Origin of the sequence: Pseudomonas sp. FH1, assembly GCF_000510895.2 — a bacterium.
In the GTDB taxonomy this organism is placed as follows: domain Bacteria; phylum Pseudomonadota; class Gammaproteobacteria; order Pseudomonadales; family Pseudomonadaceae; genus Aquipseudomonas; species Aquipseudomonas azotoformans_A.
On record NZ_AOHM01000025.1, the window covers coordinates 1 to 20,194 of the forward strand.

Annotated in this window: 18 protein-coding genes; 4 read left to right on the forward strand and 14 right to left on the reverse strand. The window is 58.3% G+C overall.

The window, feature by feature from the left end; translation table 11 throughout:
• Positions 1–1,210 precede the first annotated feature (1,210 nt).
• The 6 genes from H096_RS33850 to H096_RS10130 all read right to left on the reverse strand — a co-directional run bounded on the left by H096_RS33850 (position 1,211) and on the right by H096_RS10130 (position 4,961).
• Positions 1,211–1,615 (reverse strand): hypothetical protein, encoded by a 405-nt coding sequence (locus H096_RS33850; protein WP_156487779.1) that lies wholly within the window; start codon positions 1,613–1,615, stop codon positions 1,211–1,213.
• Between the two features lie 27 nt (positions 1,616–1,642).
• Positions 1,643–2,254, reverse strand: coding sequence for a hypothetical protein (locus H096_RS10115; protein WP_033898007.1), 612 nt, complete (start codon positions 2,252–2,254; stop codon positions 1,643–1,645).
• Positions 2,255–2,326: 72 nt separating this feature from the next.
• Positions 2,327–2,644, reverse strand: coding sequence for a hypothetical protein (locus H096_RS10120; protein WP_033898009.1), 318 nt, complete (start codon positions 2,642–2,644; stop codon positions 2,327–2,329).
• 55 nt (positions 2,645–2,699) lie between these two features.
• The gene (locus H096_RS33855; RefSeq protein ID WP_156487778.1) at positions 2,700–3,182 is read right to left on the reverse strand and encodes a hypothetical protein; all 483 of its coding nucleotides are present in this window, start codon (positions 3,180–3,182) and stop codon (positions 2,700–2,702) included.
• A gap of 358 nt (positions 3,183–3,540) precedes the next feature.
• The gene (locus tag H096_RS10125; RefSeq protein ID WP_033898010.1) at positions 3,541–3,834 is read right to left on the reverse strand and encodes a hypothetical protein; all 294 of its coding nucleotides are present in this window, start codon (positions 3,832–3,834) and stop codon (positions 3,541–3,543) included.
• Positions 3,835–4,295: 461 nt separating this feature from the next.
• Complete coding sequence (locus tag H096_RS10130; RefSeq protein ID WP_033898011.1) at positions 4,296–4,961, reverse strand: polysaccharide lyase family 7 protein; 666 nt, start codon at positions 4,959–4,961, stop codon at positions 4,296–4,298.
• A gap of 311 nt (positions 4,962–5,272) precedes the next feature.
• On the opposite strand from H096_RS10130, the gene H096_RS10135 reads away from it, so the two are divergent.
• Genes H096_RS10135 through H096_RS10145 form a run of 3 tightly spaced genes read left to right on the forward strand, consistent with a single transcriptional unit; the run spans position 5,273 to position 8,236 of the window.
• Positions 5,273–7,378, forward strand: a complete 2,106-nt coding sequence (locus H096_RS10135; protein WP_033898012.1) for an EAL domain-containing protein — start codon at positions 5,273–5,275, stop codon at positions 7,376–7,378.
• A gap of 41 nt (positions 7,379–7,419) precedes the next feature.
• On the forward strand, positions 7,420–7,920 hold the full coding sequence (locus H096_RS10140; RefSeq protein ID WP_010207148.1) for a M48 family metallopeptidase: 501 nt from the start codon (positions 7,420–7,422) through the stop codon (positions 7,918–7,920).
• A 19-nt stretch (positions 7,921–7,939) separates the two neighbouring features.
• The gene (locus H096_RS10145; RefSeq protein ID WP_033898013.1) at positions 7,940–8,236 is read left to right on the forward strand and encodes a winged helix-turn-helix domain-containing protein; all 297 of its coding nucleotides are present in this window, start codon (positions 7,940–7,942) and stop codon (positions 8,234–8,236) included.
• Here H096_RS10145 and H096_RS10150 read toward each other — a convergent pair.
• Positions 8,233–8,685, reverse strand: a complete 453-nt coding sequence (locus tag H096_RS10150; RefSeq protein WP_033898014.1) for a GNAT family N-acetyltransferase — start codon at positions 8,683–8,685, stop codon at positions 8,233–8,235. The two genes, H096_RS10145 and H096_RS10150, sit on opposite strands and share 4 nt — an antisense overlap.
• A gap of 201 nt (positions 8,686–8,886) precedes the next feature.
• Between H096_RS10150 and H096_RS10155 the strand changes: the two genes are divergently transcribed.
• Complete coding sequence (locus H096_RS10155) at positions 8,887–9,624, forward strand: transporter substrate-binding domain-containing protein (RefSeq protein WP_033898015.1); 738 nt, start codon at positions 8,887–8,889, stop codon at positions 9,622–9,624.
• A 33-nt stretch (positions 9,625–9,657) separates the two neighbouring features.
• Here H096_RS10155 and yccS read toward each other — a convergent pair whose 3' ends face one another.
• The 7 genes from yccS to H096_RS10190 all read right to left on the reverse strand — a co-directional run bounded on the left by yccS (position 9,658) and on the right by H096_RS10190 (position 20,022).
• Positions 9,658–11,841 carry a YccS family putative transporter gene (yccS, locus tag H096_RS10160; protein ID WP_033898017.1) on the reverse strand — a complete coding sequence of 728 codons (2,184 nt, stop codon included), beginning with the start codon at positions 11,839–11,841 and terminating at the stop codon, positions 9,658–9,660.
• A 105-nt stretch (positions 11,842–11,946) separates the two neighbouring features.
• A complete protein-coding gene (locus H096_RS10165) occupies positions 11,947–13,125 on the reverse strand; it encodes an NAD(P)/FAD-dependent oxidoreductase (protein ID WP_033898018.1) in 1,179 nt (392 codons plus the stop codon).
• Between the two features lie 194 nt (positions 13,126–13,319).
• Positions 13,320–14,657, reverse strand: coding sequence for an ATP-dependent RNA helicase DbpA (gene dbpA / locus H096_RS10170; protein ID WP_232289440.1), 1,338 nt, complete (start codon positions 14,655–14,657; stop codon positions 13,320–13,322).
• Positions 14,658–14,787: 130 nt separating this feature from the next.
• Positions 14,788–16,215: a multidrug transporter subunit MdtD gene (mdtD, locus tag H096_RS10175; protein WP_016977771.1), complete on the reverse strand. Its 1,428-nt coding sequence runs from the start codon at positions 16,213–16,215 to the stop codon at positions 14,788–14,790.
• Positions 16,216–16,251: 36 nt separating this feature from the next.
• Positions 16,252–17,100, reverse strand: a complete 849-nt coding sequence (locus tag H096_RS10180; protein WP_033898019.1) for an alpha/beta hydrolase — start codon at positions 17,098–17,100, stop codon at positions 16,252–16,254.
• A gap of 163 nt (positions 17,101–17,263) precedes the next feature.
• Positions 17,264–18,580, reverse strand: a complete 1,317-nt coding sequence (locus H096_RS10185) for a metallopeptidase TldD-related protein (protein WP_033898020.1) — start codon at positions 18,578–18,580, stop codon at positions 17,264–17,266.
• Positions 18,580–20,022, reverse strand: a complete 1,443-nt coding sequence (locus H096_RS10190) for a TldD/PmbA family protein (protein ID WP_033898021.1) — start codon at positions 20,020–20,022, stop codon at positions 18,580–18,582. The genes H096_RS10185 and H096_RS10190 overlap by 1 nt, the downstream gene beginning before the upstream one ends.
• Between the last annotated feature and the right edge of the window lie 172 nt (positions 20,023–20,194).

Sequence of the window (20,194 nt, forward strand, 5' to 3'; positions counted from 1 at the left end):
GGGGGGCTTGCCTTGGGCAGGGCTGCAGCTTAGGTTGATGACATTGGGATCTTTGCTGCGGTCGATTGCCTGCTGGGTAGTTTATGTTCCGCAGATAGAATATAACGTGCGGTTGTCCATTGTTCAGGGCCTGATAAGAGCTTGCCGTTACGCTTGAATATGAGATCGTTGAAAGTATCTTAAGGTGATGTCCGGTATAAAGTTGTTCCTGTAGGCTTATGGATAAGAGTAGTTGATCAATCTTTTACAAACTGATCAGATTAGGTGAGTATCACCGTTAGGTTGATCGATATAGCGATACTTTGGCCAGATGGATCAGTTGTGTCGATTCGCAATATTTGGTTTGTCCCTGTTCTGAAGGGTGCTAAATCACGTAGCTCTAACAATATCTCTTTCATTTGCTTTATGTAGTTGATGCTGGCTTGATCCAGCGGGCGTTGGTGAGCCTGTTGCTTAGGGTAGGCGCCTGAAGGGCTGTTACCCGCCCTTTGTAATGTGACACGGATAATGCATCCAGGTACTAGAGCCTGGATAACCGCTGGTGTTAACGCCCACCCGAGAATAATGCTGTTCCGAGGGAGTGACACTGCGTAGGGCGCGGGCGATGGATTTGGCGTATTTAAAAAATACGGTTTCGACCCGATAAGTGGCAGTGGCATAGGCTGGCCTCCATGATTACATCGTGCACATCATTCGATTTTTTGAGTGAGCGGTAAATTCCGCCACCCTCAATGACACGCTAAGGTATTCTAGCCTTACAGCGTTATTGATAGATTCGTTGAAATTATCTTAACGGTGTTCAGTGTGTCAGTAATGTTTATTCTTAATATGTAGTTTGTGTTTGGAGTAAGAGACTTGAATGTGCAAATTTCTATTCCAATAAAGCCAAAGGTTGCCGCTGTTTGAATTCGCTGATTAGACAGCACTTCAGTGAAAATCTGTTGTGGGGGGTACGGCCCTGAAGGGGTATTACCGTTTCTTTGCAATGTGACAGTTATCTTATCCCCAACAGTGAGCGCTGCGAGTGACGCCGAGTTTGTCGGTGCTTTTACCACTTCGCATGCGCTGGTTGGGTTCACGCGGAACGGTCCTGAAGCCGGGAGAGGCTTATTCGAGAATGTGGGTCTTGGCATTATCAGTGGAATGGTTGGCATAGTAGGCGTTCCTTAAGCTGTCTTTAGGTACCTGGTCAATATGGATGCTGATAATGTTAAATAATCATAATCAAAATATTTGGGGTCAATGCTTTTACCATGCCGCTGCTATCTGTTAGTGTGATTCTTAAAGTGTAGTTCAGATTTTTAATCAGTGTTTTGAACATGCTGACATTTAAGTTGAAATAGTTGGGTGGGGTATTCATTGCGGTATTCATTTTTTGCTGTTCAATACTTTCCAATGAAATAACATTGACAGGATAAGGCCCTGCTGGGCCACTGCCATTACGCTGCACAGATATTCGCCATTGATCAGTTGGTGAGTAAATGGCAAATGTCGCGGGCGTGATTACCATATTCAATGTTTGATTGACTGGGTTCAATGGGATCTTGTAAGGGCCACTTTTTGGTTTGGCCACACCGGGAAAACTAGGAGCAGATGTGATAATAGGTAACGGCATGATAGCCACCTTGGTAAGTCTGATAAATCAGGAGTAATCCATTATGAAGGCTAATCTTTCTCTTTCACGCCTCTCTTCTTCAGCACGCCAATAGGCTACGTCTAAACGTTGAGGCGGAGGTGGTAGTGATGCTCCTGTGGGCGGGTAGTTGGTTTGCTCGTATATGTTAATATTGTGGTTTCCATCCGTGAGCTCTGTGATTTCCACAATAATCGGCACATTAATTGTCACTATCGTGACCGAACTTACCTGAGGGCCTGGACTGGAGAGTGTGGGGTTATTTGAGATCGCTACCGCGCCCTGGTACAAGGGCTCGGCGTATTGGACGCCTTGATAGGTGTAGGCTCGAATACCTGTGTTTTCCAGGGGGAAGCCTATGGCGAGTTCTTTGGATTGCTCCACCTTCAAGGGGACAGAACTGCCTGTTGAAGGACAAGGCTGAGGTATAAGTTTTATGGCCAGTTTCATGCCCTCAATAGCGATCGCTTCCTGTGCGCCTCCGGCTGTTTTTATCAGCGCACTTCCTTGTTGCACCCTAAGCAGGGTGGCGTGGCTATAAAGTTGGTCGTCAGCGGTAAATGAGAAAATTTCCCCTTCTTTAATTGCTATAAATTGTCGGATTTCATTAATAATGCTCATGGTTAAAAAGTTCCTTTTTCATAGAGGGGGCGGTGGATTTGCACATGTCGTCCAGCCCCCCGACCGTTAGAGTTAACGAAGGAACAGTCCGTAGTGAGACCAGCTTGTCAGGTAAGAGATTTTTTGAGCAGCTAATTTCGGTTTTGCTGAAGGAACGTCTAGTGCACTGGATATCGTGACAGGTAGAAGGGGGACAGTATCGTTATAAGGGATCGCTTCAATACCGTTGGCAAGTGATTTGATCGTCAATACATAGTCTTGTTGGTTGTCGTCGTAGTCGGCAGCAACCAGTTCTGCATCACGGTAAATAGTTCCGGCGGAGATGAAGTCGAATTTTTCTCCGACCTCGATTTCCACGGCGCTAACGATATACTCTACAAACTTTGGCATTTTATTATTCCTTTTTATCACGTAATAAATATTTTGATTTGCGAGTAACCATACGTTAGCGAACGATAAACGGGCTATGGGCGACAAATGCCCGCGTCGATGCTAGGAATTTTGCTCTGTACGTCGCGCTCCGAGTATATTGGTTGACAGCGTAAACGGGTCCGTTGAAATTGTTATTGATTCCGCCATACTGTCCTGGGTATATGTTGACATTGTTTACAGGGGCGTAGAAAGATATAAAGCGGGCACTTACGTTCGTTGTTGCGCCGGTTTCACCGTCTGCGATAACTGCGGTTTTTCCGTCAGTAGAGATACTGTCCAAAAATCCGGCCACTTCTGTCGCCACGCCCGCGGGATTTAACGTATCAGCGATTACAAACTCACCCACCCTCAAGAACGAGTTGATCGTCAAACCGGGTTTCGATCCAATGGTTTGTATTGGCGCAGGGGCGGTGGGGGTGGGAGAAGTTGAACCGGTGTCGCAACATGGGATCGTCGCAACATTCGGGGGAGACCAGAAAAAATTATTAATAGCCATTTTTATATTCCTCAGCACAATGTGTGAGCCTTCATTGTGTGAGGTTTCATTGGGGGCTGATACTGTCAAGGTTGACAGGTATGCATAATTTTTAGATATATTTAATATTCTGTTTTTGCATAAGGTTTGTGATTTTTTTGCTGACGGGCTTTTATGGGGGGCAGATCTATTTTTGCTTTTGGGGTCTGCCTTGTTCTCGGTTTTTAATTCGTGGGTCTGTAATTTTTTAGAATAAAGTGGGCAGTGTTATATAAGTCTGTCCCTTTTAAGGAGTGATGATTCCTTGGCTTCAGCTCTTCATCTTCAGGCGAAGAAAAAGCCCGCAACATTGCAGGCTCAATCGTATGACTAGAATTGATCACGCGGCGTTAGGCGTATCAAAACCCCGATGCTCGATCACGCGGAAAACATCACTGACGTCCTGCACCAGAATGCGCGCCGTGTTCGTCACATTGTTCAGGTCGCGTTCGCCAAAGTCCGGCAGGCTGGTGCAGGCCATCAGGTTGAGTTGTTCGAGGGCGGCGTTGAGGCGTTCGCGCAGGCAGGCGTGGAGGTCTGGCAGTGGGGCGTCGCTGTCGATCAGTAGGACGGGGTTGTCCGTAGCGTTTTCGGTGCAGGGGTAAAAGCGGCGGGGTGGTAGTTGGTTCTTCATGGCAAATCCTTAACTCAAGAGAAGAATGGCCACCGTTTGCTGCGAAACAAATAGGGTGGCAGTTGTGCGCGGGTTCGCAGACCGAGGAGTTAAGACCCGGCAGACCCGAAGGTCTCCCACGCACAACCGCCATAACAAAGACGGCCGTCGGCAAGAATACCGGGGCTGCTTTGACGGTTGTGGTTTTAACTCTGAAGGGCTGCGAAACCCTATCGCCGTTCAATGCCGGCGACGGGGCGAACTATAAGCGTGGCCCTGATTCACCGCAACGGCCCTGTAGGACGCAGAACCCCTGTGGGAGCCGGGCTTGCCCGCGATGGCGGTGGGCCAGTCACCAAAAATGTTACCTGATACACCGCCATCTCGGGCAAGCCCGGCTCCCACAGGGATCATTGGCGTGTTCAAAAAGGTGATTGATCTCTGGCTTGTTCGGATAAGGCCTACACGGTAGTGAGCGATGCTCAGTCGTGATCAATATCCAACTTGGCAAACGTCACCCGCGCCCCTTCCTTGCTATCCCCACTGTTGTCCTGCACGTAAGCGCCCGCCTTGAAATACAGAGGCTTGCTGCCCCACGCCGCACCAATGCGCTCATTCCACTCCCCATCCGCTGCATACACACTGAGCAGCCCGGCTTTGTTGAGGTTGATCACGTAGGTGAAGCTCTTCTCCAACGGCACATTCGAGGCCACGATGATCACTCGCCCTTCACCATCATCCGGGCGCATGCGCACCTTGGCGACGATGTTGCCGGTCTGGGTTTTTTCCTTGAATTGATACTCCAGCTTGATCAGTGGTTTCTGGCTGTCATAGGCATGGATCTGCCCAATCACGATCTTGCCGCTGGACGGCACCTGATTGACCTCTAAAGTGGCGCGCAGGAAGTTGTCCGCATCCGGATAGGTCCAGTTACGCAGGCGCCCATCGGCATAGGTCTCACGCAGTTCGCTGCGCGGGTACACGGCGTTTTCGGTGCGGGTGCCGGTGACGGGGGTCCAGAATTGCACGTTGCTGCCTTCGGCCTGGAAGTATTGGTCGTTGAAGCCGCTCATCAGTCTGGGGGTTTCGATGGTCGCGGGCGGGGAGCCGACAGGGATGCTGAGGTTCCAAGTAGATAGGTCGATCATGGCGTAGGCCTTTTTACAGAGGGGTGTAGGCTAAGGCCCTTGGGCCAGACAGGTTCTTTATAGGTGGTGTTAACCGTCTTGTTAAACGTTTGCTGGCAATTTATTGGCGTCAAAGAAGTGTCAAAAAGCCATGTTTCCCATGATCCGTGGGCTCCAGGCATTGACCGTTAGTCGGCTTCCTGAAAATTGGCGCAATGATGGCACTGCCATTACTTCTGATTTTCCGGAACCGGGGCTAGAGTGAGGCCTCAGTGTTTGTCCGGGTTTTCTCCCAGAATTGACCGGAGTGGCTCCCAAGGAAGAGACGTAGCATGGAATGCGCTCCACACCACGGCGATGGTCGTTCGGTTCTTCTGGTGGTCGACGACTATCCGGAAAACCTGCTCAGCATGCGCGCGCTCTTGCAGCGCGATGACTGGCAGGTCATCACCGCAGCGTCTGGCCTGGAAGCCCTGGAGCTGTTGCTGCAGCATGATGTCGACCTGGTACTGCTGGACGTGAAGATGCCCGGCATGGACGGCTTCGAAGTGGCTCGCCTGATGCGCGGCAGCCAGCGCACGCGGATGACGCCGATCATCTTCCTCAGCGCCAACGCGCAATCCCCCGCCGCCGTGCTGGAAGGCTACGCCAGCGGCGCCATCGATTACCTGTTCAAACCCTTCGACCCGCATATTCTCAAGCCCAAGGTCCAGGCATTGCTGGAGCACCAGCGCAATCGCCGGGCCTTGCAGCGCCTGAGTCATGACCTGGAGTCCGCCCGCGCGTTCAATGCGTCGGTGCTGGACAACGCCGCCGAGGGCATTCTGGTGGTGGGCGAGGGCAGTGTGATCGAGTACGCCAACCCGGCTATTTCGCGGCTTCTGAATGCCACCATGACGGAGTTGCAGGGTGAGAGCTTTCTGAGTTTCCTGCAAAAACCTCACGTGCCGGCCTGGCTGGGGTTCGCGATGTTCGAGGCGTACCGCAAAGGCGAAACGTGGCGCCAGCACGACGCCATTTTACGCACCGGTCGCGGTCAGCAGGTGCCGGTGGCGCTGTCCTGCGCGCCGTTGCCCGCCGAGCAGAAGGCCATGGTGGTGACGGTGCTGGACATGTCTGAAGTGCGCCATTTGCACCAGCAACTGGAGTTCCAGGCGGTGACCGATCCGTTGACCGGGCTGTTGAACCGGCGTGGTTTCCATCAGGCAGCAGAGAGCACATTGTTGCGCAGCGAGCGGAGCGAGCACTCATTGGTGCTGCTGTACCTGGACCTGGATGGTTTCAAGCGGGTCAATGACTCGTTGGGGCATGACGCAGGCGACCGGGTGTTGCGCTGGGTGTCGGAGCAGATGCAGGCCTGCTTGCGGTCCGGCGATATGCTCGGGCGCATGGGCGGGGATGAATTCACGGCGTTGCTGGAGCTGGAGTTTCCGGAGCAAGCCGCGAAGATTGCGGAAAAACTGATCGAACGCGTGTCGGTGTGCCAGCAAATCGACGGTCTGGATGTGATGCTCGGCGTCAGCATCGGCATCGCCACGTTCCCGGATTGTGGTTCGGACTTGAATGGCCTGCTACGCGCCGCAGACATTGCCATGTACGAAGCCAAGCGTGCGGGCCGTCAGCAGTATCGCTATTACGACCAGGAAATGAACGGCCGCGCCCGCTCTCGGCTGATGCTGGAAGACAGTGTGCGCACGGCGATCCAGAACAAGGATTTCACCCTGGTCTATCAGCCTCAAGTTTCTCTGGACGATGGGCGCCTGCGCGGTGTCGAAGCGCTGTTGCGCTGGCAGCACCCGAGTGTTGGCGATGTGCCGCCGGGGCTGTTTCTGCCGTTGCTGGAGGAGGCGCGGTTGATCAGCCAGCTCAGCACCTGGATTTATCAACAGGTCGCCGCGCAACGCCAGGCCTGGAAAACCACGTTTGATGATGAATTGGTGCTGAGCGTGAGCCTGAGCAGCAACCAGTTCAATATGCCCAACCTGGCCAGCCAACTGCAGCAGGTACTGGAGCGACATGGGTTGCAGGGGCGGCAGTTGGAGGTGGAAATCAGTGAAGACTGCCTGATGAGTAACCTTGAAGAGTCGACCAAGCAGCTCAAGTTGTTGCGCCAGATCGGCGTGCGCACCGCGCTGGATGACTTTGGCTTGGGCAATTGCTCCCTGGCGCATCTGCGCGACCTGGCGTTCGATACGCTCAAGCTCGACCCGCAATTGGTCGCGCGCCTGCCGGGTTCCGCGCGGGACGCGGTGATGGCGGGCAGCATCATCGAACTGTGCGGGCATTTTGAGGTTGTGGTGGTGGCGGAGGGCGTCGAAACCCAGGAGCAAGCCCAATGGCTCAAGGCCAACGGTTGCCCGTTTATCCAAGGCCCGTTGGCGGCGCAACCGTTGATGGCCGAGGAAGTGACCGACTGGTGCCGCGCTCGCCTGGGCTGAATTCGTTACACTGGCGGCCATCCGAACCTGTTGCAGACCCCATGACCGCGCTGAAATACCTACAGGCCTATCCCGCCGCCCTCCAGGAACAAGTGCGCCAGCTGATCGCCAAGGACCAGTTGGGTGCCTACCTGGAACAACGTTACCCCGAACGCCACGCCGTGCAGAGCGACAAGGCCCTGTACGCCTACGCCCTGGCCTTGAAGCAGGAGCACTTGCGCAATGCGCCGGCCATCGACAAGGTGTTGTTCGATAACCGCCTGGACTTGACCCACCGCGCCCTCGGCCTGCACACCACGATTTCGCGGGTGCAGGGCGGCAACCTCAAGTCGAAGAAAGAGATTCGCATTGCCGCGCTGTTCAAGGAGGCCGCGCCGGAGTTTCTGCGCATGATCGTGGTCCACGAGCTGGCGCACTTCAAGGAATCGGACCACAACAAAGCGTTCTACAAACTCTGTGAGTACATGATGCCGGGCTACCATCAGGTGGAATTCGACCTGCGCGTCTACCTCACGTACCGCGACCTGCAGGGCAAACCCTGACCGCACAAGGCGACCGACCATGGATGTGAGCAAGACCAAGAGCAGCTTTTATCGCCGCCTGTACGTGGCCTACCTGATCGACAGCGGCCAGGCCAGCAGCGTCCCAGCATTGACCGACGCCACCGGCATGCCCCGGCGCACGGCGCAGGACACGATTGCGGCGTTGGCCGACTTGGACATTGTGTGTGAATTCGAGCAGGAAGACGGTGCCCGCAACCATGCCGGGCACTATCGGATTCGCAGCTGGGGGGCGATCGATCGGCGCTGGATCGAGGCGAACCTCGGGCAGATCAAGCAGGTGCTGGGTTACCCCTAGTCCTTTCTCATGCCAATGTGCGGAATATCATCTTCCAGGTATTCCTCACCGGCGACGACAAACCCATAACGCCCGTAGTAGCCCTGCAAATGCGCCTGGGCTGACAGGAAAATCGGTGTTTGTGGCCAGATATCCTCAATCCGCTTGAGTGTTTCTTCCATCATCCGATGCCCCAGCCCGGTGCCACGCGCTACCGGCGCCACAATCACGCGGCCGATTACCACGTCACCACCTTGGGTTTCTGGGTCCAGCAGGCGCAGGTAGGCCACTAACTGATCATCCTGCCAGGCCATCAAATGGTGGGTGTCGCCCGACAGATCCTGCCCGTCGAGGTCCTGGTAAACGCATTTCTGCTCGACAACGAAGACCTCGTTGCGCAGGCGCAGGATGGCGTAGAGCTGCTCCTTGCCCAGGTCATCGTGGTGCTTGCAAACCCATTCAACGGTCATGGCGTGTTCTCTTGTAGATGTCTGCTGCGGATAGTAAGCGCGGCAGCCGTTTGTGTCTAAATCGACTATTTTTGTGAGTGAAATCAAATTGCCATCATTGAGTGCGTTCGGCGCCGGTTTCTTTGTGTAATCTGAGCTACTGTTAGAACCTCAGGCCTCGCCTGAGCTAAGGCTACCGCCTGCCTGCCAAGGACTTTGAGCATGCCGCGATTCTCTCGTGCCGTTGCTTTGATTGGAGTGTTGTTGCTGGCCCAGCCGGCCTTCGCACAGCGTCTGCGTCTGGTAGCGGATGCCTGGCCGCCGTTTACTGACGCCACTTTGATCAATGGCGGGCTGGCCACCGATATTGTCAGCACCGCCCTGGCCCGCGCGGGTTATGTCAGTGATTTCGAACAGGTGCCCTGGGCCCGGGCATTAATGGGGGTGGGCGACGGGCGTTATGACGTGTTGGTGAACGCCTGGTACGACGATGCGCGCACGCAGCTGGGGCAGTTTTCCGGCGAATACCTGCTCAACCGCGTGCGTTTCATCAAGCGGCGTGACGATCCCATTGCATTCCAGAACCTTGAGCAACTGCACGACTACCCCATCGCCGTGGTGCGCGGGTATGCCTATTCGGCGGCGTTCGATGGCGATGCGCAGTTGCAGAAAGTGCCGGTGCATAACTTCGCCATGGCGGTGCGCATGCTTGCGGCGCAGCGGGTGCGGCTGACCGTGGAGGATGAATATGTGGCGCGTTATTACCTCTCCCGCGAGTCGGCGCGGGTGCGCAATGCGGTTGAGTTTTTACCCAAGCCGTTGAGCGAAAACAGTCTGCATATCTTGGTGAGCTTGAAGAACCCCGAGCATGAACAGATCGTCGCCAGCTTTGACCGGGAGATTGCCAAGATGAAGGTGGATGGCAGTTATGCGCGGTTGATGAAGGCGCATGGTATGTAGTGGGCTTGTTGTGGCAAGCCCGCTCACCACAGGTCAGGCCGCGCTGGTGTCTTTGATCAGATGCGCCGCCAACGTGCGTAACGGCCCCAACTGCCGACAGATCAACGCCAACTGTGTCTGCACCAATCGCTGCCCTTCATCAATCTCATCCGGCATCTGTTCCAGGTCGGCCGCTAACGCTTCCTCGGCGTCGCTCTGAATCGCAATCGGCTGCTTGTTCGCAAGCCCCGTGGCGATCTCATCAATACTCGCCGCCAAGGTATTCCCGGCGCCATCGATCAGATGCTCGCGCACCTCCGCTGGCAACTGGGTTTCGCGGTGCGCGCCGAGGCCTGACAAGTAACTGAGCAAGGTGTGCGACAACACCAGGAAGCGGAAGCCCACATCCGCCTCCTTACGGAAGTGCCCCGGCTCCATCAGCATATTCGCCAGGGTGGTCGACAGCGCCGCATCGGCGTTGTGCGCGTTGCGTCGCGCCAGGCGGTAAGCCAGGTCGTCGCTTTTGCCAGCGGCGTATTGCTGCATGATCTGGCGCAAATAGATGCTGTTGCAGGTCAGGGTGTTGGCCAGCACTTTGTTCAGGCGACGGCCCTGCCAGTCCGGCAGGAACAGGAACACCGCCAGGCCCGCAATCAAGCTGCCCAGCAAGGTATCGAACAGACGCGGCAGGAACAGCCCGTAACCGTCACCCACCTGGTTGAAGCAGAACAGCACCATCAACGTAATCGCGGCGGTGGCCAGGGTGTAGCGCGTGGTGCGGTTGATAAAGAACACCAGGCCGGCGGCGATGGCGAACATCGACTGCACCAGCGGGCTCGGAAACAGGTCGAACAAGGCCCAGGCCACGGTAAGGCCGATAGCGGTGCCGATGATCCGCTGGCCGAGCTTGCGCCGGGTGGCGCCGTAATTCGGCTGGCACACGAACAGCGTGGTCAGGATGATCCAGTAGCCTTGGGAGGCATGAATCGCATGCAACATGCCGTAGCCCACGGTCAGCGCCAGGGACAGGCGCAACGCGTGACGGAACAACAGTGATGTGGGCGTCATCTGCGTGCGCAGGCGCGTCCACATTTCCTTGAGGTTGCGCGGGGCGCGGTCCAGCAGGTTGCTGTCGGTGGCGTCGGCCAGGCTGTCGGGGTTGCTGGCGTCGCCCAGCAGGCGGTCCAGCGTTGACAGGTTGGCCGCCAGCGCGCGCAACGAGCGCAGCAGGCCGCGCCAGGCTGGGTTGCTCTGGATGCGCAGGTGTTCCAGGGAGGCGTTCAAATCGCCCAAGGCTTCGGCGAAGCTGTCGTCATAGATGAACGGCTGGCGCAGCTGGATCGACTCGGCCAGGGTCTGGCACGCCTTGCCCTGTTGACGCAGCAGGCGTTGGCAGCGGAACAGCACGTCACTGTGGAAGAAGGCTTCGGCCAATGCGTTGTAGGGATAGTGGGATGAGCTGGCACGCTCATGGATGTCTTGGGCGAGGAAGTACAGCTTGAGGTAGCGGCTGACTTTCGAGCCAGGGCGGCCATTGCCCACGCGGTGCAGGATGATTTCCTTCGCCGCATTCAGCGCGGCAACCACCCGCCCATTTTGCTGGGCCAGTTCCAGGCGACGCGCTTCCACATCCAGCTGGCGGATCGGCTCGAACAACGACGACTTGAGCTTGAGGTAGCGCCCCAGCTCGCGAAACAACCGCGCCAGGCTTTGCTGCACCGGCTGGTTGGAAAACAACGCCTGCCACAGCACCGACAGCGCGCCGTACCAGGCGGCACCGGCCACCAGCAGCAGCGGCTCATGCCAGAAATCCGAGACGGCACCACCGCGCTGGTCCACGCCGATCATGGTGTACACCGACAGGATCAGCGTCGCGGAGGCAATCGCCCCATAACGTTCGCCCAAGGCGCCGAGCATGGTCAGGCAGAAGGTGGCCAGGGCCAGGGAGATCGCGAAGACCCAGGGATAAGGGAACAGCAGCTCCACCGACAGCGCGGCGATGCTGAAACACACCAGCGTCACCGCCAGGGCGTTTAGACGGCCTTGCCAACTGTCATCGGTCTCGGCCAGGGCGCTGGCGATAATCCCCAGGAACAACGGGATCAGCAGCGTCATTTCATCCTGATACCAGCACAGCGCCATGCTGCCGGTGAGGGCGATGAACACCCGGATGCTGTAACTGAATTTATCCAGCGCCCACAGGCGCCGCATGGACTGCTTGAACGAGGTCGATGACATGAAGTCTGGAGTCTTCCGGGACGATGCCGCTAAATTGAGCTATCAAGGACGCCACGGCAAGCGTGGCGATCACATCCAACAGCAAAATTTATTCCACTGCGCCGATCAGGCGTACTGCGCCGCCGCGTAACCCGAAGCCCAGGCCCATTGGAAGTTGAAGCCGCCCAGGTGACCGGTCACATCCAGCACTTCACCGATAAAGTACAGACCAGGGCTTTTCAGGGATTCCATGGTCTTGGACGACACTTCACGCGTGTCCACACCGCCCAGGGTCACTTCGGCCGTGCGATAGCCTTCGGTACCGGCCGGCACCAATTGCCAACTGCCGAGTTTTTGCGCGATGTCGGCAATTTCAGCGTGGGTGTACTGCTTCATCGGCTTGGACGAAAACCAGGTGTCCGCCAGCAGGTTGGCCATCTTCTTGGTGAAGATCTCGCCCAGCAGGGTTTTCAGCTCGCTGTTCGGGCGTTCGGCCTGTTGCGCTTGCAGCCACTCGTGGGCGTCGTGGTCGGGCAGCAGGTTGATTTCCACCGTGTCGCCGGATTCCCAGTACGAAGAAATCTGCAGGATCGCCGGCCCACTCAAGCCGCGATGAGTGAACAGGATGTTCTCGCGAAAGCTCTGGCCGTTGCAGCTCACCAGGCAATCCACCGAGGTGCCAGACAGCTCGCCGCACAAGTCTTTGAGCTGATCGGTGATGGTGAACGGCACCAGCCCGGCGCGGGTCGGCAGCAGTTCGTGGCCGAACTGCTTGGCCACTTGATAACCAAAACCGGTGGCGCCCAGTGTCGGAATCGACAGGCCACCGGTGGCGATCACCAGGGATTCGCAGCGCAGCTCACCCAAGGTGGTCTGCAACTGGTAGCCGCTGTCGAGCTTGGCGATTTCCTGGATCGAGGTGTCCAGGTGCAGGCTCACGCCGACCTGGATGCACTCGTCTAAGAGCATGCCGAGGATGTCGCTGGACTTGTTATCGCAGAACAGCTGGCCGAGCTTCTTCTCGTGATATGGCACCCCGTGCTTGGCCACCAGCCCGATGAAATCCCACTGGGTATAACGCGCCAGGGCGGATTTGCAGAAGTGCGCATTGTGCGAGAGGAAGTTGGCAGGCTCGGTGTATATATTGGTGAAATTGCAGCGGCCACCACCGGACATGAGGATCTTCTTGCCGGCCTTGTTCGCATGGTCGATCAACATCACTTTGCGCCCACGCCCGGCGGCGGTCAGTGCGCACATCAAGCCTGCGGCGCCGGCGCCAATGATCACAACTTCGGTCGAGCGCAAAACGGTGTCCTCACAAAAATCTGATTTGAAGCACGTTTAAATGTAGGTGCGGGCTTTTTGTGGCGAGCGAGCTTGCTCGCGCTGGAGTGCGAAGCGCTCCCAAAATCGTGGGGCCGCTGCGCAGCCCAGCGGGAGCAAGCTCCCTCGCCACAACAGCCCGCTCCTACATTAGATCTCCATTGAACGAGAGAGCTTTACAGGATCCGCACGCGCAACGAACGGCCTTTGATCTTGCCGTCGTTCAAACGCTGCAACGCCTGCTTGGCGATCCCACGTTCCACGGCCACGAAGGCCTGGAAGTCAAAGATTGCGATCTTGCCGACCTGGGCGCCCGGAATCCCGGCTTCACCGGTCAGCGCACCAAGGATATCGCCTGGGCGAACCTTGTCCTTGCGGCCGGCAGCGATACACAGGGTGCTCATCTGTGGCAGCAACGGGCCACCGCTTTGCGGCTTGAGGTTGTCCAGTTGGTCCCAGTTCAGCGGCGACTTCTGCAGTTGCTCGATGGCCTGGGCGCGGTGCGCTTCGGACGGCGCCACCAGGCTGATGGCAATGCCGGTCTCACCGGCACGACCGGTACGGCCGACGCGGTGGATGTGGATTTCTGAGTCGCGGGCCAGTTCGACGTTGATCACCATGTCCAGCGAGTCGATGTCCAGACCACGGGCAGCCACGTCGGTGGCAACCAGCACTGAGGTGCTGCGGTTGGCGAACATGGCCAGCACCTGGTCACGGTCGCGCTGTTCCAGGTCGCCGTGCAGGCCGACGGCGGAAATGCCCTTGGCCGTCAGGTGATCCACGGTTTCCTGCACTTGCTGCTTGGTAAAGCAGAACGCTACGCAAGACGCTGGGCGAAAGTGCGCCAATACCTTGGTCACTGCGTCCATGCGCTCTTCCGGCGAGATCTCGTAGAAACGCTGCTCGATCTGGTCATCGGAGTGGAAGGCTTCGGCCTTCACTTGCTGCGGCGCGCGCATGAACTTGGAGGCCAACTGCTTGATGCTCACCGGGTAGGTGGCCGAGAACAGCAGGGTCTGGCGGCGCGGTGGGGTCTTGCTGATGATGTCTTCGATGGCGTCGTAGAAGCCCATGTCGAGCATGCGGTCAGCTTCATCGAGGATCAGCGTGTTCAGGCCGTCGAGGACCAGCGAACCTTTGCGCAGGTGCTGCTGGATACGGCCCGGCGTGCCGACGATGACGTGGGCGCCGTGTTCCAGGGAGGCGATCTGCGGGCCGAGGGACACGCCGCCGCACAGGGTCAGCACCTTGATGTTGTCTTCGGCACGGGCCAGGCGGCGGATTTCCTTGGCGACCTGGTCGGCCAGCTCACGGGTCGGGCACATCACCAGGGCCTGGCAGCCGAAGTAGCGCGGGTTGATCGGGTTCAACAGACCGATGCCGAAGGCGGCGGTCTTGCCGCTGCCGGTCTTGGCCTGGGCAATCAGGTCCAGCCCCTTGAGGATCACCGGCAAGCTTTGCGCCTGGATCTGCGTCATCTCGACATAACCCAGCGAGTCGAGGTTAGCCAGCATGGCGGCGGACAGGGGCAAAGTATTAAAAGCGGTGGCGATGGTAGTCACGGGACTGGCTCTGCAAAACAAAATGTCGCGCAGTGTACCAGCCCTGTGGGAATTTCCCCGCAAGTTCTAGACGAGAAGCCTGTTAATGCTCGATATGCTGCTCGGGGCTGGCGGCACGCTTGCCGTCTTTTGGCGACAGTTGCAGGAAGATCGCGGCCGCCAGCATCGCCATGATGCCCACCGTGAGGAAGGTCAGCTGGAATGCGCCGAGGACCGTGCTGACGCCGTCGTTGCCGGTTTCGGCGGTAAACCCGCCGAGCAGCGCGCCGGCGCAGGCGACCCCGAGGCTCAACGACAATTGCGCCACCACCGACAGCAGACTGTTGCCGCTGCTGGCCTGGGCGTCATCGAGATCGATCAGGGTGACGGTGTTCATCGCGGTAAATTGCAGCGAGTTGATCGCCCCCAGCACCGCCAGCATTCCCAGCAGCAGCGGGTAGGGCGTGTGTTCCGTGACCAGTCCCATGCTCGCCAGCATGATGCCCAGGGCCAGGGTGTTGCCGGTCAGCACGATGCGGTAGCCCAGGCGTTCGATCAGCGGGCGTGCCACGGACTTGGCAAACATCGCCGCCGCCGCCAGGGGCAACATGCTCATGCCGGCTTCCGACGGTGAGTACCCCAGCGCCACCTGTAACAGCAACGGCACCAGGAACGGCAGGGCGCCGCTGCCCAACCGCGCGAACAAGTTGCCGAGGATGCCCACGGCAAAGGTGCGGGTCTTGAACAGCACCGGTGAAAACAGTGGATTATCGATGTGCCCGGCCCGCAACCAATACGCCGCCAGGCACGCGAGCCCGCCGAACAGCAGCAACATCACCCTCAAGTGCGGCAAGTGCAGTTCGCCCAGGCCTTCCATGGCGATAGTGATCAGCACCATCGCGGCGCCAAACAGCAAGAAGCCGATCCCATCGAAGCGCGTGCGCTCGCTGCCGCGCAGGTCGGGGATGAATTTCCACACGGCGTAGCAGCCAATCATGCCCACCGGCAGGTTGATCAGGAAGATCCAGTGCCAGGTCAGGTATTGCACCATCCAGCCACCCATGGTCGGGCCGAGCAACGGGCCGAGTAAACCGGGGATGGTGATGAAACCCATGATGCGCACCAGTTCGGAGCGCGGGTAGGCGCGCAGCACCACCAGTCGTCCGACGGGCAGCATCAATGCACCGCCCAGGCCTTGGATCACCCGTGCGCCCACCAGCATGGTCAAGCTGCTGGACAGGGCGCACAGCAGCGAGCCAATGCTGAACAGCATGATTGCGCCAAAGAAGATTTTCTTAGTGCCGAAGCGGTCGGCGATCCAGCCCGACGCCGGGATCAGCAAGGCGACGGTGAGCATGTAGGCGATCACCACCCCTTGCATACGCAGCGGGTTTTCCGCGAGGTCCCGGGCCATCGCCGGTAATGCCGTGTTGAGGATCGTCCCGTCCAGCGACTGCATGAAGAAGGCAATCGCGACCACCCAGGGGAGCCAGCGGGCGGTCTTGGCATCGAGCGGGACGCGGTTCGGCATGGAAACCCTTTTGGTTAGCAGGCTATGTGTTGGCGATTATGCGCCATTCGTCGCGCCTTTTCCCACCAGGAAATCCAGCAGTTCACGGTGCACCGCCACCGCGGCTTCGTTGGATTCAAGGTCGAGCAAGTGGCCAGTATGTTCGGCCACAGCGAAACTGCTGCGCCCCACGTATTGCTTGAACAACTGGGCCTCGGCGGCGGGGGTGTATTCGTCGAGAGCACCGTTGAGAAAGTGCACCGGCGTTTCAATCTGCTTGAGTGCCGGCAGATAGTTGCCGTCACCCAAGGCCAGCACTTGGTGGATATGAAACCGCGCCTGGCGGTATTCGGTGGTGGCCATGGTCGACAGGTGACGGTGGTTGTTGCGTTTGAGCCGGGGCGACAAATATTGGCCGACGGTTTCATTGAGCAAGTGGCCGACGGCGGACTTGTCATCGGCCTCGATCAATACACGTACGCGTTCCACATAATCGAGCATGGCTTGGTTGAGGTTGGGTGCCAGGGCCATCACCACTGAGCTTTCGATGGAGGGTGGGTTGTGCGCCAGGGTCAGCAACGTCGAGATGCCGCCCCAGGAGGCCGATACCAGGTGGTTGACCTGAAAGCGCTCGACCAGCGCGCGCAGCATCTGCACTTCGTCGTCCTTGGTCACCAGGTCCAGCTCAGTGTTGTGTTCGCGGGAGTAGCCGGAGAACGGCAGATCGAACAGCACCACATTGAAATGCTCCGCCAGGCATTTGCTGGTGCGGGCGAAGGAGCGCGTGGTGGACAGCGCGCCATTGACCATCAAGACGGTCTTCTTTCCAGAATCGTTTCCTAGCTGCTCAACATGAACGTTGTAGTGCTTGAACAGCTTCTCAATGACAAAACTTCCATGGTTCATGTCAACGCTCCAGCTTGCCCTTCCCGGGCAAGGTCGTGCTCTCGTGGGTGGGGGTGGCGGGATGCCATTAACCCTTATAACGAGGATTCTGGAGGAAAGGAAGGTGTCCTACGGTGGAGGAGAAACGCCTGTAGGAATGCCTCTGCCTACAGGCGTAAGACGCTTACAGAGTAAGTGTCAGGCGTTTTACCAACGCTCCTGGCAGCAGATTTGAGGCGGTATTGCGCTGACTGTAAGTGCTGGCAGAAAGCAGCAACTCCCGATCAGAGGTCAGGGCTTCGAGCTGCGAACCGAGCAGGCTGTAGACACTGTCATCAAAGCGCATGGTGCTGACCGGCGCCTTGATCTCGCCGTCTTCCACCCAGAAGGTGGCGAAGCGCGTCATGCCGGTCAGACGTGCCGCCGGCAGGTCGGAATAGTTCAGGTACCACAGGTTGCTGATGTACAACCCGGTGCCCAACTGCTTGAGGATATCGGCCTGGGCCAGGCTGCCGCCGGCCATCTGCAAGGCGCTGGGCGATTCATCGCTGCTTGCGCCATTGGTGCTCAAGCCGTATTCGGCGGCGCTGCGCGAATTGATCAATTGGCCCTCGGCGTTTCCCGCCTTGATCAGCGTGACGTCGCCGCGCGGGTAACCTTCGGTGGAAAACGCCTGGCTCAGGGAACCGCTGATCTGTTCCGTCAGCGTCACCAGCGGGCTCAGGGACTGTTCGCCGGCGTACAGCTTTTGCAGCGAACTGCCCTTGCTGGCGATGGCCTGGGCTGAAAAACCACCCCAAGTGATGATGCTGATGATCTCTTCAATCGCCGCCGGGGCGAGGTAGGCGCGGTATTGCCCAGGCGCCAGTGTGTGCAGTGGCCGGCCGAGGAACTCCAGCTGTTCGCGGGCCTGCTGGAAGCGCGCGGCAAACTCGGCGCTGTCCCAGGTGTGCCCGGCGTAGCTGGCTTTCACCGCTTCGCCATTGGCGTGAAACAGGCTGAAATCGAAGTTGAAGCTATTGGCCTGGTGCCAGCCGAAGGCGCCCGACGAACTGGCAAAGCCCCGGCTGATGGGGCCGGCCGCATAGAAACCGACCAGGTCGACGCCGTGGGCGGCCTGGCTGATGTCTTCCAGTACCTGGGCCAGTTCCGGCAGCGGGCGGGTTTGTTCGTTGCTGCTTTGCCAGGCATTGTGGTTCAGCAGCAGGTACGGATCCTGGGGCAGCAGCGGCAGGGTTTCACGCAACTGTTGTAGGCCGTCGGCCAAGCGTTGGCGGTCCAGTTCGGGCTCGCCGGCCAGGGTGATGCCGAGGTCGGCGTGGCGGCCGTCGTTGATCAGTTTCAGGTTGAGGCTGGCCTGTTGCACCTGGCCGGCCTGGCGCACCTTGGCGTGGTTGAAGCGCACGAATTCGGACGCTTCATCCGCATAGCCCAGGTGGAACTGTTCGTTGTCGGTGATGGTGTGCTTGAGCCATTCCACCAATGCCTTGAAGTTGTTCATCAGGCGTCTCCCCCAAATACGTCGACATCACTGAATACGCAGGCCGGCGACGCATGGCCGACGCGGATCACTTGGTTGGGTTCGCCTTTGCCGCAGTTCGGCGTGCCCAACACCTTGAAGGTGCTGGCGTCACCGACCGCGCTGAGGTTGCGCCAGAAGTTGGCAGAAATGGCGCGGTAGTTGGGGTTCTTCACCACGCCTTTCAGCTCGCCGTTCTCGATCAATTGGCCCCATTCGCAGCCGAACTGGAATTTGTTGCGCGCATCGTCGATGGACCATGAACGGTTGGTCGACATCAGCACACCGTTTTCGATACCGCCGATCAGTTGCGCCAGGCTCTTGTCGCCCGCTTCGATGTTCAGGTTGGCCATGCGGTCGATGGGCGCGCGGTTCCAACTGCTGGCCCGGCTGTTGGCTACGCCGCTCATACCCGAACGGAACTGCGACAGCGCACCGCCCAGCGGTTTGAGCAGCAGCCCTTCGCGGATCAGGAACTGCTTGCTGGCGGGCGTGCCGTCATCGTCATGGCTGTAGCTGGCGAGTTGCTCGGGGATATCCGGGTCGAACGTTACGTTGAGCAACTGGGAGCCATAGTGCAGATGGCCGAAGTCGCTGGCCTTCACAAAACTGGTGCCAGCGTAATTGCGCTCGTCACCCAGAATGCGATCCAGCTCCAGCGGGTGGCCGATGGATTCGTGAATCTGCAGGATCATCTGGTCGGGCATCAGCAGCAGGTCGCGTGGGCCGTTGGGGGTGTTCGGCGCGAGCAGCAGTTGCAGGGCTTCGTCGGCAATGCGTGGCGCGGCACCGACCAGGCCGAAGCGGCTGATCACATCAAAGCCGCCTTGCTGGCCGAAGTTGCTGCCACCCAGGGTACGGCTCTGGCTATCGTTGCCGTCGTAGGCGGTCACGTTGACGCCGGGGAACACGAAGCGCTGGGCCTGGCGCAGTTCGGCGCCAGCGTTGTTGAGGTAGATCTGCTCGACGTGGGTCAGGCCGAGGCTGACTTCCCAGCTCACCAGGCGCTCGTCCTTCGGCACAGCGGCGGATTCGTCGCCCAGCAGCTGGTAGCAGTCGCTCAAGGACGGGAAGGCTTGGTTGAGTTCAGGGGATAAATAGTCGGCCACATCACTGGAGACATGCTGGTCGCGCAGGTCGAGCAGGGCGTGGGGCTTGATCAACCGGGCTTGCTGTTCGGCCCGCTCAAGGGCGGCTTGCAGGCCAGGCAGGGAAATGTCGTTGGTTGCCGCGTAGGCTTCCACACCGTTGAGACGCACGGTGAGCATGGCGCCTTCGTCGTGGTTCAGGTGCGGTGGTTCGGCGACGTTCTTGCGTACGGCCAGATATTGGCCGGATTCGCGTACGTAGCGCAGGGAGAAGAATTCGGCGGTGGTGCGCAGGGCACTGAAGTGTTTTTTGAGTGTGGCGTGGTGGTCGAACATGGGGCCTTCCTTGTGGGCGGCTCGTCGCGGGCAGGCAAACAGAGTAGGCCTGGGCTGGGAGCTGATCAAGGAAAGGCAACCATTTGTGGCAGGTGAACTATTGTGGCGAGCGGGCTTGCCCCGCGTTGGGCTGCGCAGCGGCCCCAAAAACCTTGGGAGCGCTACGCACTCC

Excerpts from the sequence above, each read along its gene's own strand:
- H096_RS33850 (WP_156487779.1), bottom strand. The coding sequence starts at position 1,615 with ATGCCGTTACCTATTATCACATCTGCTCCTAGTTTTCCCGGTGTGGCC.
- H096_RS10115 (WP_033898007.1), bottom strand. The coding sequence starts at position 2,254 with ATGAGCATTATTAATGAAATCCGACAATTTATAGCAATTAAAGAAGGG.
- H096_RS10120 (WP_033898009.1), bottom strand. The coding sequence starts at position 2,644 with ATGCCAAAGTTTGTAGAGTATATCGTTAGCGCCGTGGAAATCGAGGTC.
- H096_RS33855 (WP_156487778.1), bottom strand. The coding sequence starts at position 3,182 with ATGGCTATTAATAATTTTTTCTGGTCTCCCCCGAATGTTGCGACGATC.
- H096_RS10125 (WP_033898010.1), bottom strand. The coding sequence starts at position 3,834 with ATGAAGAACCAACTACCACCCCGCCGCTTTTACCCCTGCACCGAAAAC.
- H096_RS10130 (WP_033898011.1), bottom strand. The coding sequence starts at position 4,961 with ATGATCGACCTATCTACTTGGAACCTCAGCATCCCTGTCGGCTCCCCG.
- H096_RS10135 (WP_033898012.1), top strand. The coding sequence starts at position 5,273 with ATGGAATGCGCTCCACACCACGGCGATGGTCGTTCGGTTCTTCTGGTG.
- H096_RS10140 (WP_010207148.1), top strand. The coding sequence starts at position 7,420 with ATGACCGCGCTGAAATACCTACAGGCCTATCCCGCCGCCCTCCAGGAA.
- H096_RS10145 (WP_033898013.1), top strand. The coding sequence starts at position 7,940 with ATGGATGTGAGCAAGACCAAGAGCAGCTTTTATCGCCGCCTGTACGTG.
- H096_RS10150 (WP_033898014.1), bottom strand. The coding sequence starts at position 8,685 with ATGACCGTTGAATGGGTTTGCAAGCACCACGATGACCTGGGCAAGGAG.
- H096_RS10155 (WP_033898015.1), top strand. The coding sequence starts at position 8,887 with ATGCCGCGATTCTCTCGTGCCGTTGCTTTGATTGGAGTGTTGTTGCTG.
- yccS (WP_033898017.1), bottom strand. The coding sequence starts at position 11,841 with ATGTCATCGACCTCGTTCAAGCAGTCCATGCGGCGCCTGTGGGCGCTG.
- dbpA (WP_232289440.1), bottom strand. The coding sequence starts at position 14,657 with ATGCTGGCTAACCTCGACTCGCTGGGTTATGTCGAGATGACGCAGATC.
- mdtD (WP_016977771.1), bottom strand. The coding sequence starts at position 16,215 with ATGCCGAACCGCGTCCCGCTCGATGCCAAGACCGCCCGCTGGCTCCCC.
- H096_RS10180 (WP_033898019.1), bottom strand. The coding sequence starts at position 17,100 with ATGAACCATGGAAGTTTTGTCATTGAGAAGCTGTTCAAGCACTACAAC.
- H096_RS10185 (WP_033898020.1), bottom strand. The coding sequence starts at position 18,580 with ATGAACAACTTCAAGGCATTGGTGGAATGGCTCAAGCACACCATCACC.
- H096_RS10190 (WP_033898021.1), bottom strand. The coding sequence starts at position 20,022 with ATGTTCGACCACCACGCCACACTCAAAAAACACTTCAGTGCCCTGCGC.